Genomic DNA, 19,728 nt, shown 5'->3' with positions numbered 1-19,728 from the left:
ATCAGCCTCCGGACAGCTTCATCTTGTCGTTGATGCGCTTGTCGACGTCTTTCAGCCCGGCGTCGAGGTCCTTGACCGCGCCCTTCTCCCAGGAGGCCATGAAGGTCGAGAGGGCGTCCTGGTTGAAGACGCTGTTGACGTTGGCGGGCAGCGTCGAGGTCTTCGGGTGGGCGAAGATGTCGAGGAAGGTCTTGAAGTTGTCGTCCTTGGCCAGGGCGGGCGACTCCATCGCGGCCTTGGTCGTGGGCACGTTGCGCAGCGCGTTGGACAGCGTCACCAGCGAGTCGGTGTCGGTCGTCAGGTGCTTGATCAGCTCCCACGCCTGCTGCGGGTTCTTGGCGCCCTTCGGGACGCCGATGACGGTTCCGGCGGTGAAGCCGCTGCCGTACAGGTCGGGCTTGTCGTCGGCGACCGGCAGCGGGGCGGTGCCGTAGTCCATGCTCTTGGCCTTGGGGTCGTTGGCGATCATGGCGTTGCGCCACTCGCCGTCGAGGACCATCGCGACCTTGCCCTTGAAGAACGGGTGCTCGGCGCCCCACTCGTCACCCAGGCCCTTGCGGAACTTGTCCAGCTTGTCGTAGCCGTACCAGTCGACGAGCTCCTTCTGCCAGGTCAGCAGCTGCTTCCAGGCGGGGTCGGAGCCGATGGCCGAGGTGCCGTCGTCGTTGTACCACTTGGCGCCGACCATCGGGCCGAGGTGCGAGGGGCTGTTCTCGTAGTACTGCGAGCTGGGGATGAATCCGGCCACTTTGATGTCGCCGTTGGCGTCGCGGACGGTGAGCTTCTTGGTCAGCTCGGTCAGCTCCGACAACGTCTTGGGCGGCTCGCTGCCCTTCATCAGGGCCTTGTTGTAGTAGAGGCCGTAGGCGTCGGCCAGCAGCGGCATCGTGCAGCGCCGGCCCTCGAACTCGGTGTACAGGCGCGAGGCCTCGGGCAGCACCGACAGGTCGATGCCGTCCTGCTTGATGACCGCGGTGAGATCCTGGAACGCTCCCGACTTACACCATTGGGCGACGTTGTCGGTGGTGAAGGAGGCCGCGACGTCCGGCGCCTTGCCGCCGCGGATGGCCGCGGTGATCTGGTCGTCCTGGACGCCGCTCTTGGTCTTGACGGTGATCTGCGGGAACTTCTTGCTGAAGGCCGCCACCGAATCCTCGAACGCCTTGATCTCGGCGGGGGTGGAGAAGCCGTGCCACAGTTCCAGGGTGGCCGCGGGCAGCGCCTGTGAAGCCGAGCCGGCGGGCTTGGGCTGCGCGCCGAGCGATGGCGCCGCCTCCCTGCCGGTGGTGCAAGCGGTCAGGAGCAGGGCGGTGAGCCCGGCGACCGCGATGGGTACGAAGCGCACGGGGGGTGCCTCCTCATGGCGTGGAAACCGTACTGCTGAAGACCTCGTCACGGACTGTGTCGAGGGCAAGGTCGAGCGCGCCGGCGAGGACGGGATTGCCTTCCATGGTCGACAAGCGCACCTGGGGTCGAAGGATGGTGAGCGCGTGAAGCTCGTGTTCGACGAGCTCACGCAGGGTGTCGCCGCCGGTCAGCACGGTGGCGCCGGTCAGCACGACGAGCGCGGGGTCGATCACCGAGGTGATCGAGGCCAGGCCGACCGCGAGCCGGGCGGCGACGTCGCGCAGCCCCGCCCGCGCGTCGTCGGCCCGCTGCCCGCTGCCCTGGGCGGAGCGAACGGCGTTGGTGATGGCCTGGCGGAAGTCGGCGCCGCGCACGCCGTAGGACTGCAGAAGCTTGTGTACGGCGGGGCCGCCCGCCAGCGCCTGGTAGCCGTGGTTGGCGTAGCGCCCGGCCTCCCGGGCGGTCGGGGCGCCGGGCGTGGGCATGTAGCCGACCTCGCCGGCGCCGCCGGTCGCGCCCCGGTGCAGCCGCCCGCCGAGCACGATGGCCAGGCCGATGCCCTCGTCGGCCCACAGCAGCACGAAGTCGCCGTGGCCGCGGGCGATGCCGTGGGCCTGCTCGGCCCGCGCGACGAGGTTGACGTTGTTCTCCACGTCCACGGGCGCGCCGAGCCCCTCGGCGAGGGTGGGCAGCAGGTCGGGGATGAGCCAGCCGGGCACGTCCTTGGCCGTGGCGAACCCGAGCCGGCCGGTGGTGGGATCCATGGCGCCCTGGACGCCGATGACGATGCGGCGCGGCGCCCCCGGCGGCCGGGCGCCGTCGAGCGCGGCGCGCAGCCGTTCGACGAGGGTGCCGGCGGGGCGGCGGGCCGTGGGCAGGGTGAACTCGCCGACGGTCGCGCCGGTGATGTCGGCGACGCGGGCTTCGATCCGGTCGGGCGTGACGTCCATGGCGCCGACGTAGGCGGCGGCCGGGTTGATCCGGTAGACCTCGGCGGTGCGGCCCGGCAGGCCCTCCCTGATGCCGTCGAGGACGACCAGGCCGGCGTCCTGGAGGCGGGACAGGAGCTGGGAGGCGGTGGGCTTGGACAGCCCGGTCAGCGCGCCGATCTCGGGGCGCGTGAGGGGTCCGCGCTCCAGCAGCGCCTGCAGCGCGGCGCGATCGTTGATCGCCCGCAGCAGGCTTGGAGTACCAGGAACCGGACTGCTCACGTCTTCTCCCTCACCGCATGCTGAGACGCAGGGTTAGGAAACTTTCCTAACTTGGTGTGAACGTACGGAGTCCTGGCAGGATTGGTCAAGAGGTGAAACCAAGACGTGACCGTCGAGAGGAAAGGAGAATCCTGGGTGTCTCAACAGGCATGCTAAGGTCGTCATTTGTCGTAACAACTAGCAGAATGGCCCGGAGTGTCCCATTAACGCCACCAACACTAGTGGTCCCATGGCCGCTCGTCAAACCGAGCTGGCCAAGGAACAGGAATACGTCTCCCGCCTGTACACCCGCCTTGACGTGCTGCGCGAGCGAACCCAGGTCCAGCTGAAGGACGTCCTGGCCACCGGAGCGGTCGGCACCATGCAGAACCGCTCCGAGCGCGACACCTTCGCCGAGATGTACGCCAACCGCCTGGCCCGGCTGTGGGCGGTCGAGCGCGGCCTGGTCTTCGGCCGCCTCGACCACGCCGAGGAGGGCAGGCTCTACATCGGAAAGCTCGGCCTCACCGACGACGAGCAGGAACGCCTGCTCATCGACTGGCGGGCCCCGGTCGCCCAGCCGTTCTACCGCGCCACCCCCGCCGCCCCCATGGGCGTCACCCGGCGCCGGCATCTGCAGACGCGCGGCCGTACCGTCGTCGGGGTCGACGACGACCTGCTCGACCTCGACGCGATCAGCGACGCCGACCGCGCCACCCTCAACGGCGAGGCCGCGCTGCTGGCCGCGCTGGACGAGAAGCGCACCGGGCGCATGCGCGACATCGTCGCCACCATCCAGTCGGAGCAGGACCGCGTCATCCGCGCCGACCTCAACGGCGTCCTCGTCGTCCAGGGCGGACCCGGCACCGGCAAGACCGTCGTGGCGCTGCACCGCGCCGCCTACCTCCTCTACACCCACCGCGAGCGGCTGGAACGGCGTGGCGTGCTCATCCTGGGCCCCAACCTCACCTTCCTGCGCTACATCGAGCAGGTGCTGCCCTCGCTCGGCGAGACCGACGTGCTGCTGTCCACCGTCGGCGAGCTCTACCCCGGCCTCAACGCCACCGCCCGCGACCGGCCCGAGGTCGCCGCGCTCAAGGGCGACATCAGGATGGCCGACGTGATCGCCAAGGCCGTGCGCGACCGCCAGCGCGTCCAGCGCAAGCCGGTGGACCTGCCGCTCGGCCGCTACACGCTCACGATCGAGCCCGGCATGCTCGACGCCGCCCGCAACAAGGCCATCCGCTCGCGCCGCCCGCACAACCAGGCGCGGGCGGTCTTCGTGCGCTCCATTCTCAATGCGCTGGCCCGCCAGGCCGCCAAGAAGATCGGCAAGGGCCTCATCGACGAGGAGGAGCTGGCCGACCTGCGCGAGGAACTCCGCACCGAGCAGGTCGTGCGCACCGCGCTCAACCGCTTCTGGCCCTACCTCACCCCGCAGCGTCTCCTCCTGGGCCTGTACGGCTCGGCCGAGCGGCTCGGCTACGCCGCCGCCGCCCTGACCCCCGGCGAGCGCGCCCTGCTGCGCCGGGAGGGCGGGGAATGGACCGAGGCCGACGTCCCCCTGCTCGACGAGGCCGCCGAGCTCCTGGGGGAGATCGACGAGAAGGTGCTGCGCGCCAGCGCCGCCCAGGCCGAGGAGGAACTCGCCGCCGCCCGCCAGGCCGAGGAGCACGAGCGCGAGGCCGAGCTCGCCTACGCCCGCGAGGTCCTCGAGCTGACGGGACTGTCGGACGTGATGGAGGCCGAACGGCTGGCCGAGCGCCAGCGCGGCGAGGGCCCCTACCTCACCACCGCGGAACGCGCCGCCGCCGACCGCACCTGGGCCTACGGTCACGTCATCGTGGACGAGGCGCAGGAACTGTCGCCGATGGCCTGGCGGACGGTCATGCGCCGCATCCCCACGCGCTCCATGACGATCGTGGGCGACATCGCCCAGACCGGCTCGGCCGCCGGCGCCCGCGCCTGGTCGGACGTGCTCGACCCCTACGTGGCAGGACGCTGGCGGCAGGAGAAGCTGACCGTCAACTACCGCACCCCCGTGGAGCTCATGGCGGTCGCCGCCGACGTGCTGGCCACCATCGACCCCGTCCTGCAGGCGCCGACCTCGGTGCGCGAGAGCGGCGCGGTGCCCTGGTCGGCGCCGCTGACCGAGCTGCCCGAGCTGGTCAAGGCCGAGGTGGGCGAGGGCGGCAAGGTCGTCGTCGTGGCGCCGGACGCGCTGGTCGGGACCGTCGGGGCGCGGGTCGCGGACGCGGTGCCCGGGGCGGTCACCGGCGGGGGCGCCGCCGCGCTCGACGCGCCCGCCGCCGTCATGGGCGTGGCCGACGCCAAGGGCCTGGAGTTCGACTCGGTGATCGTGGCCGAGCCGCAGGCGATCGCCGGGCAGTCGCCGCGCGGATCCAGCGATCTGTACGTGGCTCTGACCCGCGCCACGCAACGGCTCGGCGTCGTCCACGACCAGCCGCTGGGGCCCGAACTACGGCGCTTGCGACCCCGTGGAGCATGAGCCGACAAATGGCCATCGGTACGGGGCCTTGGTGTCAAGACTGGGTGCGGCACATGCCCTACCTGGGAAAACTTGATGTTTCCGCTGATCGGGACACGGTTGACATCTGAGTTGGAGTCGGTAGTTTGCTGCGCAGTCCAGCACGGGACTTGGCCGGTTGGCCGTCTCTGACATCGTCGGATCCTGCGTCCGTGACGGAGCGTGACTCCGTCCACACAGCCAGGTGCAGGGCCGTCGGTCCGTCGAGTCGGGGCACCCCAACCGGGCGGGGGGTTGGACCCGGGACGGGCCCGGTAGCCCAGTAGACAACGGAATTCCGCGCTCGCCGCCGACGAGACGGATCCGGTCCGAAGGGTTTCCGGGCCCTCTTCCCGCTCCCGTGCCCCCGGACCACACACGCGCGGGGTGATCCTGCGGCCAGACGTCGCCGCGGGATCACCCGGCCGGTGCGGAGACTCCAGGGGTCCGGCACGACACTCCTGGGGCCCCGGCGCACGCCGGACCGGGCCGGTCAGGGGGTAGCGTTTGCGCAGGAGATGTTGCGATCGCGAGGAGACCGGGTGGTGCAGGACAAAGCGGAGGCCCCACCGTCCACGCCCGTGCGTCCCGCCGCGCCCCCGACCACGCCGAAAGAACCACGCGCCACGCTCCTGGCCCGCGTCGCCGCGGCCGCCGCCGGCGGCTTCCTCCTCTTCCTCGCCTTCCCGCCCCTCGACTGGTGGTGGAGCGCGCCGATCGGCATCGCGCTGTTCACCCTGTCGGCGTACGGCTGCCGCCCCCGCCGCGCCGCCTGGCTCGGCTACCTGGCCGGGCTCGTCTTCCTGCTGCCCGCCCTGCAATGGGTCGGCCCGATCGGCGTCGACGCCTGGCTGGCCCTGGTCGGCGTCGAGGCGCTGTTCTACGCCGCCTGGGCCTTCTGCGCCCGGCTGAGCTTCCGGCTGCCGTGGTGGCCGCTCTGGGCGGCGGCGCTCTGGGTGCTCATGGAGTGGGGCCGCTCGACCTTCCCCGTCGGCGGCTTCCCCTGGGCGCGGGTCGCCTTCAGCCAGGGCGAGTCGCCGTTCACCCCCTACGCCGCGCTCGGCGGGGCGCCGCTGGTCACCTTCGCCGTCGCGCTGGCCGGCACGCTGCCGGCCGCGGCCGTGCTCCGGTGGAGGTCCGCCCAGGGCATCCGGCGGGCGGCGGCGCCGGTCGCGCTGGCGCTGGCCGTACCTCTGCTGGCCTTCGCGGTGCCGCGGCCCGGTGACGAGGGCAAGAGCGTCAACATCGGCATCGTCCAGGGCAACGTGCCCGGCCGGGGCATCTACGCCTACGGCGACGAACCCGCGATCGTCCTGCAGAACCACGCCAACGAGACCAAGCGCCTCGCGCAGGCCGTGCGCGCGGGCGAGCTCCCCAAGCCCGACCTCGTCGTCCTGCCCGAGAACTCCACCGACATCGACCCCTACCGCAGCGAGTTCGCCCGCTCGACCATCGACGCCGCAGTCAAGGACGTCGGCGTCCCCACGCTGGTCGGCGCCGTCGTCGCGATCGGCGACAACGAGCGCGCCACCCGCAGCCTGGTCTGGGACCCGGTCACCGGGCCCGGCCCCTACTACGACAAGCAGCAACTCGTCCCCTTCGGCGAGTACACCCCGTTCAAAGAGATCTTCCTGACCCTGTTCGAACGGGCCAGGCTGGTCGGCCGGCAGTCCGTGGCCGGCGACAAACCCGGCGATCTCCGGATGGGGCCGGTCACCATCGGCGCCGTCAACTGCTACGAGGTCGCCTTCGACGCAACCGTGCGCGACACCGTGAGGGCCGGCGGCACCCCGCTGGCCGTGCAGACCAACAACGCCACATACGCGCTGTCCAACCTGCCGCCCCAGCAGCTGGCCATGTCCAAGCTGCGCGCAGTCGAGCACAACCGCGCCGTCGTGACCGCCGCCACCACGGGGATCTCCGCCTTCGTCACGCCGGACGGTAAGGTCTCGTGGCAGACCCGTGAGCGGGTCGCCGACATGACCGTGGTCAAAGTGCCGGTGCGCACCCAGTCCACGATCGCCACCCGAGTGGGCGCGGCGCCCGAATGGGCATTGATAGCGATGGGTGTGGCGGCCGTGTGCGCCGCCGCGTGGCGTGGCAGGCGCCGAGACGACCGGATGAGGTAACGACTGACCATGGAGACGCTTGGCCGGGTGCTCATCGTCGTGCCCACCTACAACGAGCGTGACAACCTGCCGCTGATCGCCCAGCGCATCCGGGCCGCCGTGCCCGACGCCCACCTCATGGTGGCCGACGACAACAGCCCCGACGGCACCGGCGAGGTCGCCGACGGGCTGGCCGCCGCCGACGACCACATCCACGTCCTGCACCGGCCCGGCAAGCAGGGCCTCGGCGCCGCCTACATCGCCGCCTTCCGCTGGGGCATGAACGAGGGCTACGACGTCCTCGTCGAGATGGACGCCGACGGCTCCCACCAGCCGGAGGAACTGCCCAAGCTGCTGGAGGCGCTGGCCGAGGGCGCCGACCTGGCCATCGGCTCGCGCTGGGTGCCGGGCGGCAAGGTCGTCAACTGGCCCTTCCACCGCGAGTTCCTGTCCCGGGGCGCCAACGTCTACGTGCGCCTCATCCTGGGCCTGCCCATCCGCGACGCCACCGCGGGATTCCGCGCCTACCGCGCCTCCACCCTGGAGAAGGTCGGCATCACCGGCGTGGAGTCGCAGGGGTACTGCTTCCAGGTCGACCTCACCCTGCGCACCGTCCGCAACGGCCTGCGCGCCCGCGAGGTGCCCATCACCTTCGTCGAACGGGTCAACGGGGTGAGCAAGATGAGCGGGAAGATCATCTCGGAGGCGTTGTGGCGGGTGACCCTGTGGGGCGTCACCGGCCTGCCGTCCCGTCTGCGCCGCCGCCGCTGAGCGGAACGCCTCGGGCGGCCCGGACGTTGTACCGTGCAGTGAACCCCGCCTGCCCGAATGAGGAACAACGATGGTCCGGCTCCTGCTCTTCCTGGCCTTCCTGGTCGTGCCCGTCCTGGAGATCTTCCTGCTCATCCAGGTAGGGCAGGTGATCGGCGGCTGGCCCACGGTCGCCCTGCTGATCGCCGACAGCCTCCTGGGCGCCTGGATCGTGCGCAGGGAGGGCCGGCGGGCCTGGCGGCGGCTGCAGGAGACGCTGCAGTCCGGCCGCATGCCCGAGCGCGAGCTCGCCGACGGCGGGCTCATCCTGGTGGGCGGCGCCCTGCTGCTGACGCCCGGCTTCCTGACCGACGTGCTCGGGTTCCTGTGCGTGCTGCCGTTCACGCGGCCGATGATGCGCCGCCTGGGGTCGTGGTTCTTCGCGCGCCGGATGAAGGCGATGGCGGCGGCTTCGCCGTACGCGAACCTGGGGGTGCCCTTCCAGCGGCCCGGCACGGACTCCGCGCCCGGCTCCAGGCCCGGCTCCACGTCCGGCTCCGCGCCCGGCGGGAAGGTCGTGCACGGCGAGGTCCTGCGCGAGGAGCGCGACGTCTAGGTTCTGTCGGAGCGTCCGGCTACTCTCCGCAGTGTGGATGATGTCGAACCGCTGCGAATGCCGCCGATGCTGCTCTATCTGGGCAAGACTCCCGCGTTCCTGCTCGCGTGGCGGCGCGGCCCGGCCGGGTGGGAGGGACGGCTGGCCATCCCGCAGTCGCAGGTCGACGTGCGTGGCCAGGCCGTTCACGGGCTGAACTACCGCTGGGCGCCGGCCGGGGAGCTCGGCAGGCTGCCGGGCGCCGACTATGCGGACGTGCCGCGGCCCGGGCCCGGCGAGGAGGATCCGGCGCCGCTGAGGATGCCGCCGATGGTGCTGGCCGGCGGGAATCCGGCGTTCTTGCTGGCCTGGGCGCCGTTCACCGCCGAGGGGCGGCAGGGCTGGGAGGGCTGCCTCGCGGTCCCGCCCGCCGCCGACGGCGGGCCGCGCACGATCGCCTACGAGCGGGTGCGGGCCGGGTCCATCGCCAAGCTGCCCGAGGCCGACTACACCGGCGTGCCCGTTCTCAACGGCTCGAGCCGCGAAAAGCCCCCGGGGTAGAAACCCCGGGGGCTTTCACCGTGAGACTGTGTCAGGCGCTCTTGCGACGCTGGGCGCGAAGAACGGCCAGCCTCTCGTTGAGCACCTCCTCCAGGTCCTCGATGGACCTCCGCTCCAGGAGCATGTCCCAGTGCGTCCTCGGCGGCTTCGCCTTCTTCGACTCCGGTTGCTCGCCGTCCACGCGCACCGCCGTCGCGCCGCACATGCGGCACTCCCAGGTCGCGGGGATCTCGGCCTCAGCGGCAAGCGGAACCTCGAAGCGATGGCCCTTAGGACAGGTGTAGGACACCTCCTGGCGCGGGGCCAGATCCGTGTTACGGTCGTTCTCGTAGCTGGTTGCCCCGAGCCGGGTGCCACGAAGCGCGCGCTCGCCCATGTCTTAATGCCTCCTACAGGGCCCCCAAGAAATTGGGGGGTCTGTCTCCCACGGTGTCTAACGCTTGATACCGTGATGGGATTCCCATCCAGAGGGTGATCCAATCGCGCTGTCCGCCAGGAACGACGGGAAGTTCTTCTTTCACGCGGTTCGCGAACGCCACACGACCACGGCCAGCCACAGCGCGCCCAGGGCGATGAGCACCCCGTGGGCGACCCGGAGAGCGTAGACCGGGGCGAAGAACTGCGGGATGAACAGCGCGAACCCGGCCGCCATCGGCACCGCGCTCCACCGCCCGACAATCCCGGAGCGCCACACGGCGACCGCGGCCATGACCGCACCGACGCCCAGCAGCAGCAGTCCTCCGGCGAACATCGTGACCGGGACGGTGCCGTGCCTGAACTCCGCGGCCAGTTCCATGAGCGCCGGAGTGCCGTCACGAAGGGCGCGCTGGGCGATGACGTAGAGACCGAAATCCTCGGCGCCGTAATAGGGCAGGGTGAGCCCGGCCCCGATCCAGGTCACGACCGCCGCGCGCAGGGAGAGGCGGTCACCGAGGATCTGGTGCAGCCCGAGCACGGCCAGGCCGAGCAGGACGAACCCGAGCATCGCCGCCAGATGGCCCACGACCCAGCCGGTGGAGGCCATGGCCGCCGCGTCGTCGCCGGAGGGGCGCAGGACGGGGTAGAGCAGGAACATCACGCCGGTGGCGGCGAAGGCGGCGGAGGTGAGGCGGGGGGCGGACATGGGGTCTCCTTTGAGGTCATCGCTCCGTTATGAGAGCAATGCTCTCCAAAAAGAGCCGCTGTGTCAAGAGCACTGCTCTCGTTTGTGCCGGTCGGTCCTTGTGCCCGGGCGTGAGACGCGGGTGAGATGTCCGTGGAACGCGGGGCGGCCACGGTGGGTGTCATGACTCCACTCACCAGACGCCTGGCCGCGGGCGTGGCGCTCGTGCTCGGGGTGTCTGCCTGCGGACCGGTACGGCAGGCGGCCCGCCAGGAGAGTTACCCGGCGGCAGAACCCGCCTCGTCCGGGCCTGCCCCCGCGGTCAGCACTCCAGCGGGCGGCGCTTCGGCCGCCGATGGGGGAGGCGTGAGCACGGGGCCCGTCTCCACCGCGCTGCGTGTCGAGGGGCGGAACATGCGGCTCACCCGGGTGGGGGACAGGGAACTGGCGCTGCAGTTCGACCTCTACAACGGCACCGACGAGGACATCTCGCCCGGCGAGCTCGGGCTGGAAGGCCGTGAACGGCTCCTGGCGCTGATCGACCCCCAGAAGGGCGCCGCCTACGGGCTGATGGGCGCGGACCGGATCAGCGAGGACGCCGATATCGAGCCCGGCGGCACGGCCCGGGTGACGGCGGTGTTCGCCGCGCCGCCCGGGGACACCAGCGAGCTGCTCGTCGCGCTCAACGGGCTGCTGCCGGTCATGGTGCCGATCGGCAGCGGTACGCCGGAGGACGATCCCGCCCTGCGCGGCCCGCACGCGGAAGGGAGCACGGGAGCGCTGGTCTGCAAGGTGAGCGAGGGCGGGAACGAGACGTTCCGGCTGCCCAGCGACGTGCTGTTCGCGTTCGGCAGCGCCCGCCTGTCGCCTGCGGCCACGTCGGCCATCGCGGCCCTGGGCGCACGTGTCGCCGCCGGTTCCGGCACCGTCACCGTCGAGGGGCACACCGACGCCGTGGGCGGCGACGCGGCCAACCAGACGCTGTCGGAGCAGCGGGCCGAGGCGGTCGCCCGGGAGCTGCGGCCGGTTCTCGGGGACGGCTTCACCTACCAGGCCGCCGGCCACGGCGAACGCAAGCCGGTCGCCCCAACACCACGGCCGGCGGGGGCGACGACCCGGCGGGCCGGGCCAAGAACCGGCGCGTGGAGATCCGCGTCGACAGTCGCTCCGGTGAACCGGCCCCGGTGCCCGCCACCGGGGACGAGCTGTCCGGCCTGCGGGCCGAGGTGGAGTCCGTGCGCCGCCTGTCGGGCTACGTGCTGGCACAGGTGAAGGTCGCCAACCCCGGCGGACAGGCCGCGCCGCTGCCGTACGAGAACCACTTCACGCCCAAGCAGCTGACCACCGGCCAGCTGGCCGCCACCTCCGCCGCGGCCCGCCACGACCTGTGCGGCTTCGCCGAGCCCACCTACTTCGACTTCGTCGGCACCCTCAGCCCCACCTTCGCGCCGGACGGGCTCGACGAGCTTCCCGCCGGGGCGGAGGTCACGCTCTGGGGCCTCCTGCCCGCGCCCGACCCGTCGGTCACCTCCATCAAGGTCCACCTCGCCGGGTACGGCCGGCCGCTCGAGGCCCAGATCACCGACGGGTGAGGCCATCCGGCCACGAAGCCCCGATCGCCCCCCTCCACCGTGCGGCCCACGGGAGAAGCGATCGGCCGGCACCCGGGCACGCCCAGGAGACTGCGTGCCCGGGTGCCTTGACTTCCCAGCCCGTCCTGGAGGGGCTTAAGCCCAGCGCGTCCTGGAGGGGCTTAAGCCCAGCGCGTCCTGGAGGGGCTTAAGCCCAGCGCGTCCTGCAGGGGCTCAAGCCCCAGTGCGTCCTGCAGGGTTTAAGCCCCAGCGCGTTCTGGAGGCCGGGTGCCCGGGGTTCTCCTGGAGGCGGCGGGCCAGGCCCTACAGCCCCAGTTCCTCTCGTACCGCCGCCAGCCGGCCGGCGTATCGGGGCCAGCCGAAGCCGGAGGCCGCGTACCGGCCCGTCGCCGCCTCGGCCAGGCCCAGGGCGGTGTCGCGCTCGCCCCGGGCCAGCGCCAGGGCGGCCGAGACCGCCTCGGCGGCCAGCCAGGGGGTGCTGCCCTCCGGCGCTTCGGCGTAGACGGCGGCCAGCAGCGTCGCCGCCTCGTCCGTCGCACCGCGCAGGATCAGCACGTCGGCCAGGTCGATGTGCGCCATCCCCGCCCCGGTGCCGTCCTCCTCGGCGTAGGCCAGCGCCGCCCGCAGGTGCGACTCGGCCGTGCCCAGGTCGCCCGCCGCCATGGCCGCGTTGCCGCGGACCTGCTCGTTCAGCGGCAGGATCTGCCGGTCGTCGAGGCGCCGGGCGTAGTGGCCGGACTCCTCCGCGCAGGCCACCGCCTCCCGGGGACGTCCCATGCCGAGCAGCGCCTGCGCCTGGTTGCTGAGGCCGCGGGCCAGGCCGTGCTCGTCGCCGCTCTCCCGGTCGAGGGCGTTGGCCATGACGTACCGGTCCAGAGCCGCCTCGGCGTCGCCCGCGTACAGGTGCAGCGTGCCGAGCGCGTCGGCGAAGGCCGACATCCGCTGCCGGTTGGCCAGCCGTTCCGCCAGCGCCAGCCCGTCGAGCAGCGGCGGCAGGGCGTCGCGCAGCCGTCCGCGCTCGATCTCGACGATGCCGCGGTAGTAGCGCACGTTCATGGCGAGCGTGTCGTCCCCGGCCAGTTTGTCGGCCTTGGCCAGCAGGTCGGCGGCCTCGTCGAAGCGGCCGATCATGGTGCTGACGAACCCGTGGTCGCACAGCGCGGCGGCCCGCTCCGCCACGGTGGCGCCCGGCGCGTCGGCCAGGGCGGCGAAGTGCCGCTCAGCCTCGCGGTACCAGCCGCGGATCAGCCACGGGGTGTGCATGGCCAGCGCCAGCCGTAGCCCGCCGGCCGCCCGGCCGGTGCCCGGTGCGGCGTCGAGCGCGTCGAGGAGGTTGGGCCACTCGGCGAACAGCGCCGTGACCGACTCGGCGGTGGCGAAGTCGTCGGGCTCACCCATCCGCGTGGCGAACTCCAGGCACCACGCCAGATGCCCCCCGCGCACCGCCTCGCCTTCGCCGCTTTCGCCCAGCCGCGCCCGCGCGTAGTCCTTGACCGTCTCCAGCAGCCCGAACCGCCTGCCGCCGTGCGCCTCGACGGTGACCAGACTCCGATCGACCAGCTCCGCCAGCGCCGGTGCCACGTCACCGGCGGGAACCGGGTCCGGCTGATCGCTCAGGGCCGGGTCGCTCAGATAGGCGGCGACGTGCTCCGCCGCCTCGAGCGTGAAGCCGCCGCTGAACACCGACACCATGCGCAGCACCGCGCGCTCGCGTCCCTCCAGCAGGTCGTGGCTCCAGTCGAGGGCGGCACGCAGGCTGGTGTGCCGGTTGCCCGCATCGCGCCGGCCGCCCACCAGCAGCCGCAGCCGGTCCTCCACTCGTGCGGCCAGCTGCTCCACGGTGAGCACCCGGGTGAGTCCGGCGGCCAGCTCGATGCCCAGCGGCAGCCGGTCCACGGCCGCGCAGATCGCCGTCACGGCCTCGGCTCCGGCCGACGCCTGGTCCGGGGCGCACCGCTCGCGGAACAGCCGGGCCGCCGCCGCGCCGGCCAGGGGCCCGACGCGGTGCAGCTCTTCACCGGCGGCCAGCAGCGGGCGTTGCGAGGTGACGAGCACGGTCAGCGCCGAGGTACGGCCCAGCAGCGCCGTCACCAGATCGGCGGCGGGTTCCACCAGGTGCTCGGCGTTGTCGAGCACCAGCAGCCCGCCCTCCAGCCGCCTGGCCGTCTCCTGAACCGGGTCGTCGGCACCCGGTTCGGCGCCCAGCGCGGCCCAGATCGCCTCTCGCCGCGCCAGCGGCGCCAGCTCCACCACCGTGACCGCCCGACCGGCGGCCACGGCCCTGGCCGCCTCGATCGCCAGCCTGGACTTGCCGCTGCCCGGCCCGCCGGTGAGCGTGACCAGCCCGGGCCGCGCCAGCCGGTCCACCAGCGCGGCCAGATCGGCGTCCCGCCCGACGAAACTGGTCATCGGCCCCGGCAGCCGAGGGGAAGCCCCGCGAACCGGCTGCGCCGTCTCGGCACCGGAGGGCGGCTCCGCCGCCTGGGGGACCGTTAACGAGGCCGGCGATGGGCGGTCCGGCAGGCCAAGGGAAGGGTCCTGCCGCAGGATCAGCAACTCCAGCCGCGCCGTCTCCGGCGCCGGATCCACCCCGAGCTCCCCCGCGAGCGTACGGCGCAGCCCCGTCAGCCGTTCCAGCGCCTCGGCCTGCCGCCCCGTCTGGTAAAGGGCCAGCGCCAGCAGCCCGTGCAGCCGCTCGTGCAGGGGATGTTCGCCGGCCAGCCGGGCCAGCTCGGCATGGACCTCGGCCGCGGACCCCAGCGCCAGGTCGGCGGTGAGCCGCTCGACGAGCAGGTCCAGCCGCCAGGCGTCCAGCCGTGCGCCCTCGGCGGCCGCGTAGGGAATGGCCCGCAGGTCTTCCAGAGCCGCCCCGCGCCACTGGGCGAGCGCCGTGGCGGCGGCGTCCCTGGCCCGCTCGTGGTCCCCGGCACGGACGGCGGCATGGGCGCGTTCGGCCGCCTCCCGGGCGGTGCCGAGGTCGGCGGGCCGGGCGTCCAGGCGGTAGCCGCCGGGCGTCCTGGTCAGGTGGGATCCGGGCGACGGGGACAGGGCGGCGCGCAGGCGGGAGGCGAGGACCCGGAGGCGTTCCGCGGGGCGGGTGAGTTCGGATTCGCCCCACAGGTCGGCGGCGAGGCGGTCGTCGGGCACGGGCCGCCCGGACGCGAGCGCGAGGCGGGCCAGCAGCGCGCGTTCGAGGAGCCGGTCCACGCGGACGTCGCCGGCGACGACCGGTCCGAGCACGAGGACGTCCAGGCCGGAGGGGGCGGGCATGGCGGACAGTATCGCAGGTCACACTGGTGAGACGCCGGTGAAACGGGGGTGCAAGGCGGGGTACGGACTCTAGGGTTCCACCGTTTCACCAGGTCAGGGGAGGACGATGACGATGATGCGGCCCGCCGTACACGGAGAAGTGCTCACTCCGCGGGATCCCGGCTACGAGGACGCCAGGGCCCTGCACAACAGCATGATCGAGCGCAGGCCCGCGATGCTCGTGCGGGTGAGCGGGGCGGAGGACGTGGTGGCGGCGCTGGAGCACGCGCGCCGGCACGGTATGCAGGTGAGCGTGCGCGGCGGCGGCCACGGCGTGGCGGGGCGGGCGCTCGGCGGTGACCTGGTCGTCGACCTGTCGGCGCTGCGCGGCGTCACCGTGGACGCGCGGGCGCGCACGGCGGTGGTGGGCGGCGGCGCGACGTGGCGCGACGTCGACCAGGCCACGCAGGCGCACGGGCTGGCGGTGCCGGGCGGGCGGGTGAGCCACACGGGGGTGGCGGGCCTGACGCTGGGCGGCGGCGACGGGTGGCTGTCCACGCGGCACGGCCTGGCCTGTGACAACCTCGTCGGGGCCGAGATGGTCACGGCCGGCGGGCGGATCGTGGACGTCACCGGCGAGGACGAGCCGGAGCTCATGTGGGCGCTGCGCGGCGGGGGCGGCAACTTCGGGGTGGTCACCTCCTTCACCTTCCGGCTGCACCCGGTGGGGCCGACGGTGGTCAGCGGCATGATCGGCTACCGGGTGGCCGACGCGCCCGCGGTCATGGACGCGCTGGCCGCCGTGCCGTCCGGCCCGGACTTCGCCTGGGCTGCGGTGTTCATGACGGCGCCGCCCGCGCCGTTCGTCCCGGGCAACGTGGTCGGGCGGCCGATCGTCGCGGTGGTGCCGGTCTGGTTCGGCCCCGCGGAGGCGGCGGGCGACGTGCTTCAGCCCCTGCGCGCGGCGGAGGCGCCGCTGTTCGACGCCGTGGGTCCAATGCCGTACACGGCGCTGCAGTCGATGCTGGACGAGGGCGCCCCGCCCGGGCGGCGCAACCGATGGGGCGCGGAGTACGTGCGCGAGGTCGGCCCGCGGCTCGTGGCCGACCTGCAGGAGGCGGTGTTGTCGGCGCCGAGCCCGTTCTCGCAGGTGACGGTCTCGACGGTGACGGACGCGGTGCGCGGCGCCCCGGACTCGGCCTTCCCCAGCCGGTACGGCGGGCAGTACCTCATCCACCCCATGGCCATCTGGATCGACCCGGCCGCCGACCTGGTCAACGAGACCTGGGCGGAGAAGGTGACGGCCGCGATCCGGGGCCACGAGGTGACCGGCACCTACCTGAACCTGGAGTCGCCGGACGAGGACCGGGTCCGCTGGGCGATGGGGGAGGAGCGGTACAGCCGGCTGCAGCGGGTGAAGGCGGCCTGGGACCCGGACGACGTCTTCCGGCACTGCGCCCACGTCCGCCCGGCGTGATCGGGGTCAGGAGGCGGGCGGGGCGAGCAGGGGCACCAGCGTCCGGTCGCCGAAGTCGGTCATGAAGGCCAGCGGCTTGACCGCGCCGCCGACGACCGCGGCCAGGGCGGGCTTGCCGGAGGCGCGGGCCATGCCGGGGCCGAGGGCGGCCATCATGGCGGTCAGGGCGGGCAGGGGGCGGATCCACATGGTGATCTCGGTGATGAGGCCGTCGTCGCCGAGGCGGACGAGCGTGGCCTCTTCGAGTTCGCGGGTGCCGAGGCGGGCGGTGGCCGCGAGCATGCGGGTGTGGTCGTCGCCGACGTCGGAGTGGTAGCGCAGGCCGCGCAGCGCGCCCAGGGCGACGGTGAACAGGCCGCGGAGCTGGTCGTGCCCGGCGAAGCCGGCGCGGGCGCTGAGCGGGGAGTGGAAGCGGACGCCGGGGGCCAGGGTGGACATCAGGGCGGCGATGTCCTTGGCCTCGCCGGCCTCGCGGTAGCGCTGGGTGATGGCGTTCATCGGGAGCCTCCAGTGGGTCCTGAAAGTGAACTCATATGGGTTCACTTTATCAACCCACTATCCTGGTCCGGTGAACAGGTTCGGGGAAATGCACTGCTCGATCGCGCAGGCCGTCGGCGTCGTGGCCGAGCCGTGGACGCCGCTGATCCTGCGCGACCTGTACCTCGGGTTGCGCAGGTTCGACCAGCTCAGCGAAGACCTCGGGATCTCGCGCAACCTGCTCACCCAGCGCCTGGAACGCCTCCAGGCGGCCGGGGTGATCGAGAAGGTGCCCTACCAGGAGCGCCCGGTCCGCTTCGAGTACCACCTGACCGAGGCGGGCAAGGACATCGTGCCCGCGCTCATCACGCTCATGGCCTGGGGCGACCGCTGGGCCACGCCGCCCGGCGGCCCTCCGGCGCTGCTCGTGCACTCCTGCGGGCGGCAGTTCACGCCCACGGTGACCTGCCCGCACTGCGGCGGCCCCGCGGACGCGGACTCGATCACCATGGTCGGCGGCCCCGGAGCCGCCCAGGGCCCCGGGACGATGGTGCTGGCGAAACCGTCCTAGAGCTTGTCCGGGACGGCGTTGCCCGCGGCGCGGATGGCCTTGGGCAGGTTGACCGCGGCCAGGATGGCGCCGCCCAGCACGAAGAAGGCGATGAGCGAGATGATCGCCAGCCGGTAGCTGCCCGACATCTGGAATGCCATGCCGAGCGTGAAGGAGCCGAGGAAAGTCGAGCCCTTGTCGCTGATCTCGTAGAGGCTGTAGTACTCCGCCTCCTTGCCCTTCGGGATCACGTGGGAGAACAGCGACCGCGACAGCGCCTGGGTGCCGCCCATGACGATCGCGATCGCGAAGCCCAGGGCGTAGAAGGCCGCCGCCGAGCCCGCGGGCAGGAAGTAGGCGATCGCCACCACGACCGTCCAGGCCACCAGGGCGCCCAGCACGACCTTCTTGGCGCCGACCCTGGAGGCCACGAAGCTCAGCAGCAGCGCGCCGAAGAACGCGACGAACTGCACCATGAGGATCGCGCCGATCTGCACCGTCTTGCCGAGCTGCAGCTCCTTCTCGGCGAACGTGGCGGAGAAGGAGATCACGGTCTGCACGCCGTCGTTGTAGAGCAGGTAGCCGACCAGGAACGCCAGCGTCAGCGGGTAGGCCCTCAGCCCGATCGCGGTGCGGCCGAGCTGGCGGAAGCTGCCGCCGATCGCCTGCCCGGCCGACTCGCGGCGCGGCGCCAGCGCGTGCCGGTTGCGCAGGCGCAGCATCGGGATGATCGTGAAGCCGCCCCACCACAGGCCGGCCGAGCTGAGCGCGATGCGCACCGCCGTGCCCTCGTCCAGGCCGAGGGCCTCGGCGTTGAGGAACAGCCCCAGGTGCACGGCAAGCAGCAGCCCGCCGCCGAGGTAGCCGAAGCCCCACCCCATGCCGGAGACCTTGTCCCGCTCGTCGGGGGCGGCGATGTCCGGCAGGAAGGAGTTGTAGATGACGAACGCGCAGGCGAAGCCCACGTTCGCGATCAGGAACAGCACGCCGCCGAGGATGTAGCGGCCGTCGCCGACGAACCAGAAGCAGACCGTGGCCAGCGCGCCCGCGATCGCGAAGAAGCCCATGAGCTCCTTCTTGCGCCCGGTGTGGTCGGCCAGCGCCCCGGCCACCGGCATGAAGATGATCTGCAGGACCGCGGCGACGCCGACGACGAAGGAGAAGTACGCGCCGGGCCGTACGGCGAAGCCGAGGACGTCCACGTACGGGGCGCCGTTCGCGGCGGCCTCGGCGATCGTGATCAGGTACGGCCCCAGGAAGACGGTCAGGACCGTCGTGGGGAAGGCCGAGTTGGCCCAGTCGTAGAAGTACCAGCCCCATTGCTCGCGTTTGCGCGCGGCGGGGGAGTCGTCGAAGACCGCGGGGGGCGAGGGGACGGTCATGCTTCTCCTATGCGGCCAGGGAGCCGGGATGCCAGAGGCCGCGCCGGTCGAGGACGTCGCGCAGGCCGGAGATGTTGTCGGTCATGATGCCGTCGACGCCGAGGTCGAGCAGGTGGTTCATGCGCACGGCGTCGTTGATGGTCCACACGTGCACCTGCATGCCGACGGCGTGCGCGGTGCGGACCAGGGCCTTGGTCGTGACACGCAGCCCGCGGAAGCCGATCGGGACCTGCGCGCAGGGGACGCCGGAGCGGGCCAGGCGGGCGAGCAGGCGGCCGTAGCCGGAGGTGCTGGCCGCGGTGCGCAGGGCCGCCACGCCGCGGGGCCCGAGCGAGGAGCAGACCTCGCGGCCCATCGCCGCCCTGGCCCGCTCGAGCCGCTCGTCGGAGAAGGAGGTCAGGCAGACGCGGTCGTAGGCGCCGGTGCGCCTGATCACCTCGGCGAGCGGGGCGATCGCGCCGGACTCCTTCACGTCGATGTTGAACCGGGCTTCGGGAAAGCTGCCGAGGAGGTCCTCCAGCAGGGGGATCTCGTGCGCGCCGCCGATGCGCGCCTGCCGTACCAGCCGGTAGGGCAGGTCGGCGACGCGCCCGCGCCGGTCGGTCACCCGGTCGAGGGTGTGGTCGTGGAAGGCCAGCAGGACGCCGTCGGAGGTGGCGTGGGCGTCGGTCTCCAGGTAGGTGTAGCCGAGGCCGACGGCCCGCTCGAAGGCGGCTGCGGTGTTCTCCTCACCCTCGGCCGCCCCGCCGCGGTGGGCGAAGGCCAGCGGGCCCGGGTGGTCGAGGAACGGGAAGCGGCGGCTGAGCACGGGTCGAGTATGC

Annotated in this window: 17 protein-coding genes; 9 read left to right on the top strand and 8 right to left on the bottom strand. The window is 72.5% G+C overall.

The features are described from left to right. Position 1: 1 nt before the first annotated feature. Together FVE25_RS14470 and FVE25_RS14465 are read right to left on the bottom strand one after the other, a co-directional pair. Positions 2 to 1,345 carry an ABC transporter substrate-binding protein gene (locus tag FVE25_RS14470; RefSeq protein ID WP_157247211.1) on the bottom strand — a complete coding sequence of 448 codons (1,344 nt, stop codon included), beginning with the start codon at positions 1,343 to 1,345 and terminating at the stop codon, positions 2 to 4. Positions 1,346 to 1,358: 13 nt separating this feature from the next. Then, positions 1,359 to 2,558 carry an ROK family transcriptional regulator gene (locus tag FVE25_RS14465; RefSeq protein WP_157247210.1) on the bottom strand — a complete coding sequence of 400 codons (1,200 nt, stop codon included), beginning with the start codon at positions 2,556 to 2,558 and terminating at the stop codon, positions 1,359 to 1,361. Between the two features lie 229 nt (positions 2,559 to 2,787). Between FVE25_RS14465 and FVE25_RS14460 the strand changes: the two genes are divergently transcribed. From FVE25_RS14460 to FVE25_RS14440, 5 genes are all read left to right on the top strand, one after another. Further along, positions 2,788 to 5,046, top strand: a complete 2,259-nt coding sequence (locus FVE25_RS14460; RefSeq protein WP_157247208.1) for a HelD family protein — start codon at positions 2,788 to 2,790, stop codon at positions 5,044 to 5,046. Between the two features lie 563 nt (positions 5,047 to 5,609). Beyond that, on the top strand, positions 5,610 to 7,193 hold the full coding sequence (gene lnt, locus FVE25_RS14455; protein WP_246267012.1) for an apolipoprotein N-acyltransferase: 1,584 nt from the start codon (positions 5,610 to 5,612) through the stop codon (positions 7,191 to 7,193). 9 nt (positions 7,194 to 7,202) lie between these two features. Beyond that, positions 7,203 to 7,943: a polyprenol monophosphomannose synthase gene (locus FVE25_RS14450; protein WP_157247204.1), complete on the top strand. Its 741-nt coding sequence runs from the start codon at positions 7,203 to 7,205 to the stop codon at positions 7,941 to 7,943. Between the two features lie 70 nt (positions 7,944 to 8,013). Continuing rightward, positions 8,014 to 8,538, top strand: a complete 525-nt coding sequence (locus FVE25_RS14445) for an FxsA family protein (protein ID WP_157247202.1) — start codon at positions 8,014 to 8,016, stop codon at positions 8,536 to 8,538. 33 nt (positions 8,539 to 8,571) lie between these two features. After that, positions 8,572 to 9,078 carry a hypothetical protein gene (locus FVE25_RS14440; RefSeq protein WP_157247200.1) on the top strand — a complete coding sequence of 169 codons (507 nt, stop codon included), beginning with the start codon at positions 8,572 to 8,574 and terminating at the stop codon, positions 9,076 to 9,078. Between the two features lie 31 nt (positions 9,079 to 9,109). Here the strand turns inward: FVE25_RS14440 and FVE25_RS14435 are convergent, their stop codons facing one another. After that, complete coding sequence (locus FVE25_RS14435) at positions 9,110 to 9,454, bottom strand: RNA polymerase-binding protein RbpA (protein WP_157247199.1); 345 nt, start codon at positions 9,452 to 9,454, stop codon at positions 9,110 to 9,112. Between the two features lie 141 nt (positions 9,455 to 9,595). Next, on the bottom strand, positions 9,596 to 10,201 hold the full coding sequence (locus FVE25_RS14430) for a hypothetical protein (protein WP_157247197.1): 606 nt from the start codon (positions 10,199 to 10,201) through the stop codon (positions 9,596 to 9,598). A gap of 162 nt (positions 10,202 to 10,363) precedes the next feature. On the opposite strand from FVE25_RS14430, the gene FVE25_RS14425 reads away from it, so the two are divergent. After that, positions 10,364 to 11,452: an OmpA family protein gene (locus FVE25_RS14425; protein WP_157247195.1), complete on the top strand. Its 1,089-nt coding sequence runs from the start codon at positions 10,364 to 10,366 to the stop codon at positions 11,450 to 11,452. Beyond that, positions 11,416 to 11,772 carry a hypothetical protein gene (locus tag FVE25_RS14420; RefSeq protein WP_181019590.1) on the top strand — a complete coding sequence of 119 codons (357 nt, stop codon included), beginning with the start codon at positions 11,416 to 11,418 and terminating at the stop codon, positions 11,770 to 11,772. Before FVE25_RS14425 ends, FVE25_RS14420 begins: the two co-directional genes overlap by 37 nt. 303 nt (positions 11,773 to 12,075) lie before the next feature. On the opposite strand, the gene FVE25_RS14415 is transcribed toward FVE25_RS14420, so the two are convergent. Then, entirely contained in the window at positions 12,076 to 15,042 is a 2,967-nt protein-coding gene (locus FVE25_RS14415) for an ATP-binding protein (protein ID WP_157247192.1), read from the bottom strand. A 106-nt stretch (positions 15,043 to 15,148) separates the two neighbouring features. On the opposite strand from FVE25_RS14415, the gene FVE25_RS14410 reads away from it, so the two are divergent. Continuing rightward, entirely contained in the window at positions 15,149 to 16,498 is a 1,350-nt protein-coding gene (locus FVE25_RS14410) for an FAD-binding oxidoreductase (protein ID WP_157247190.1), read from the top strand. 6 nt (positions 16,499 to 16,504) lie between these two features. On the opposite strand, the gene FVE25_RS14405 is transcribed toward FVE25_RS14410, so the two are convergent. Next, positions 16,505 to 16,996 carry a nuclear transport factor 2 family protein gene (locus FVE25_RS14405; RefSeq protein ID WP_157247189.1) on the bottom strand — a complete coding sequence of 164 codons (492 nt, stop codon included), beginning with the start codon at positions 16,994 to 16,996 and terminating at the stop codon, positions 16,505 to 16,507. Positions 16,997 to 17,066: 70 nt separating this feature from the next. On the opposite strand from FVE25_RS14405, the gene FVE25_RS14400 reads away from it, so the two are divergent. Beyond that, positions 17,067 to 17,546 carry a winged helix-turn-helix transcriptional regulator gene (locus FVE25_RS14400; protein WP_219825494.1) on the top strand — a complete coding sequence of 160 codons (480 nt, stop codon included), beginning with the start codon at positions 17,067 to 17,069 and terminating at the stop codon, positions 17,544 to 17,546. Here FVE25_RS14400 and FVE25_RS14395 read toward each other — a convergent pair. Continuing rightward, entirely contained in the window at positions 17,543 to 18,907 is a 1,365-nt protein-coding gene (locus FVE25_RS14395; RefSeq protein WP_157247187.1) for an MFS transporter, read from the bottom strand. The two genes, FVE25_RS14400 and FVE25_RS14395, sit on opposite strands and share 4 nt — an antisense overlap. Positions 18,908 to 18,914: 7 nt before the next feature. Beyond that, positions 18,915 to 19,715 carry a glycerophosphodiester phosphodiesterase family protein gene (locus tag FVE25_RS14390; protein WP_157247185.1) on the bottom strand — a complete coding sequence of 267 codons (801 nt, stop codon included), beginning with the start codon at positions 19,713 to 19,715 and terminating at the stop codon, positions 18,915 to 18,917. Between the last annotated feature and the right edge of the window lie 13 nt (positions 19,716 to 19,728).

This window comes from Nonomuraea typhae, assembly GCF_009760925.1.
GTDB lineage: Bacteria > Actinomycetota > Actinomycetes > Streptosporangiales > Streptosporangiaceae > Nonomuraea > Nonomuraea typhae.
This window is presented reverse-complemented; position numbering and strand designations above follow the sequence as displayed.

Bases quoted from the DNA above. Each gene is read 5' to 3' on its own strand.
- FVE25_RS14405 (WP_157247189.1), bottom strand. From the start codon at position 16,996: ATGAACGCCATCACCCAGCGCTACCGCGAGGCCGGCGAGGCCAAGGAC.
- FVE25_RS14395 (WP_157247187.1), bottom strand. From the start codon at position 18,907: ATGACCGTCCCCTCGCCCCCCGCGGTCTTCGACGACTCCCCCGCCGCG.
- FVE25_RS14450 (WP_157247204.1), top strand. From the start codon at position 7,203: ATGGAGACGCTTGGCCGGGTGCTCATCGTCGTGCCCACCTACAACGAG.
- FVE25_RS14410 (WP_157247190.1), top strand. From the start codon at position 15,149: ATGACGATGATGCGGCCCGCCGTACACGGAGAAGTGCTCACTCCGCGG.
- FVE25_RS14430 (WP_157247197.1), bottom strand. From the start codon at position 10,201: ATGTCCGCCCCCCGCCTCACCTCCGCCGCCTTCGCCGCCACCGGCGTG.
- FVE25_RS14460 (WP_157247208.1), top strand. From the start codon at position 2,788: ATGGCCGCTCGTCAAACCGAGCTGGCCAAGGAACAGGAATACGTCTCC.
- FVE25_RS14445 (WP_157247202.1), top strand. From the start codon at position 8,014: ATGGTCCGGCTCCTGCTCTTCCTGGCCTTCCTGGTCGTGCCCGTCCTG.
- FVE25_RS14415 (WP_157247192.1), bottom strand. From the start codon at position 15,042: ATGCCCGCCCCCTCCGGCCTGGACGTCCTCGTGCTCGGACCGGTCGTC.
- FVE25_RS14425 (WP_157247195.1), top strand. From the start codon at position 10,364: ATGACTCCACTCACCAGACGCCTGGCCGCGGGCGTGGCGCTCGTGCTC.
- FVE25_RS14435 (WP_157247199.1), bottom strand. From the start codon at position 9,454: ATGGGCGAGCGCGCGCTTCGTGGCACCCGGCTCGGGGCAACCAGCTAC.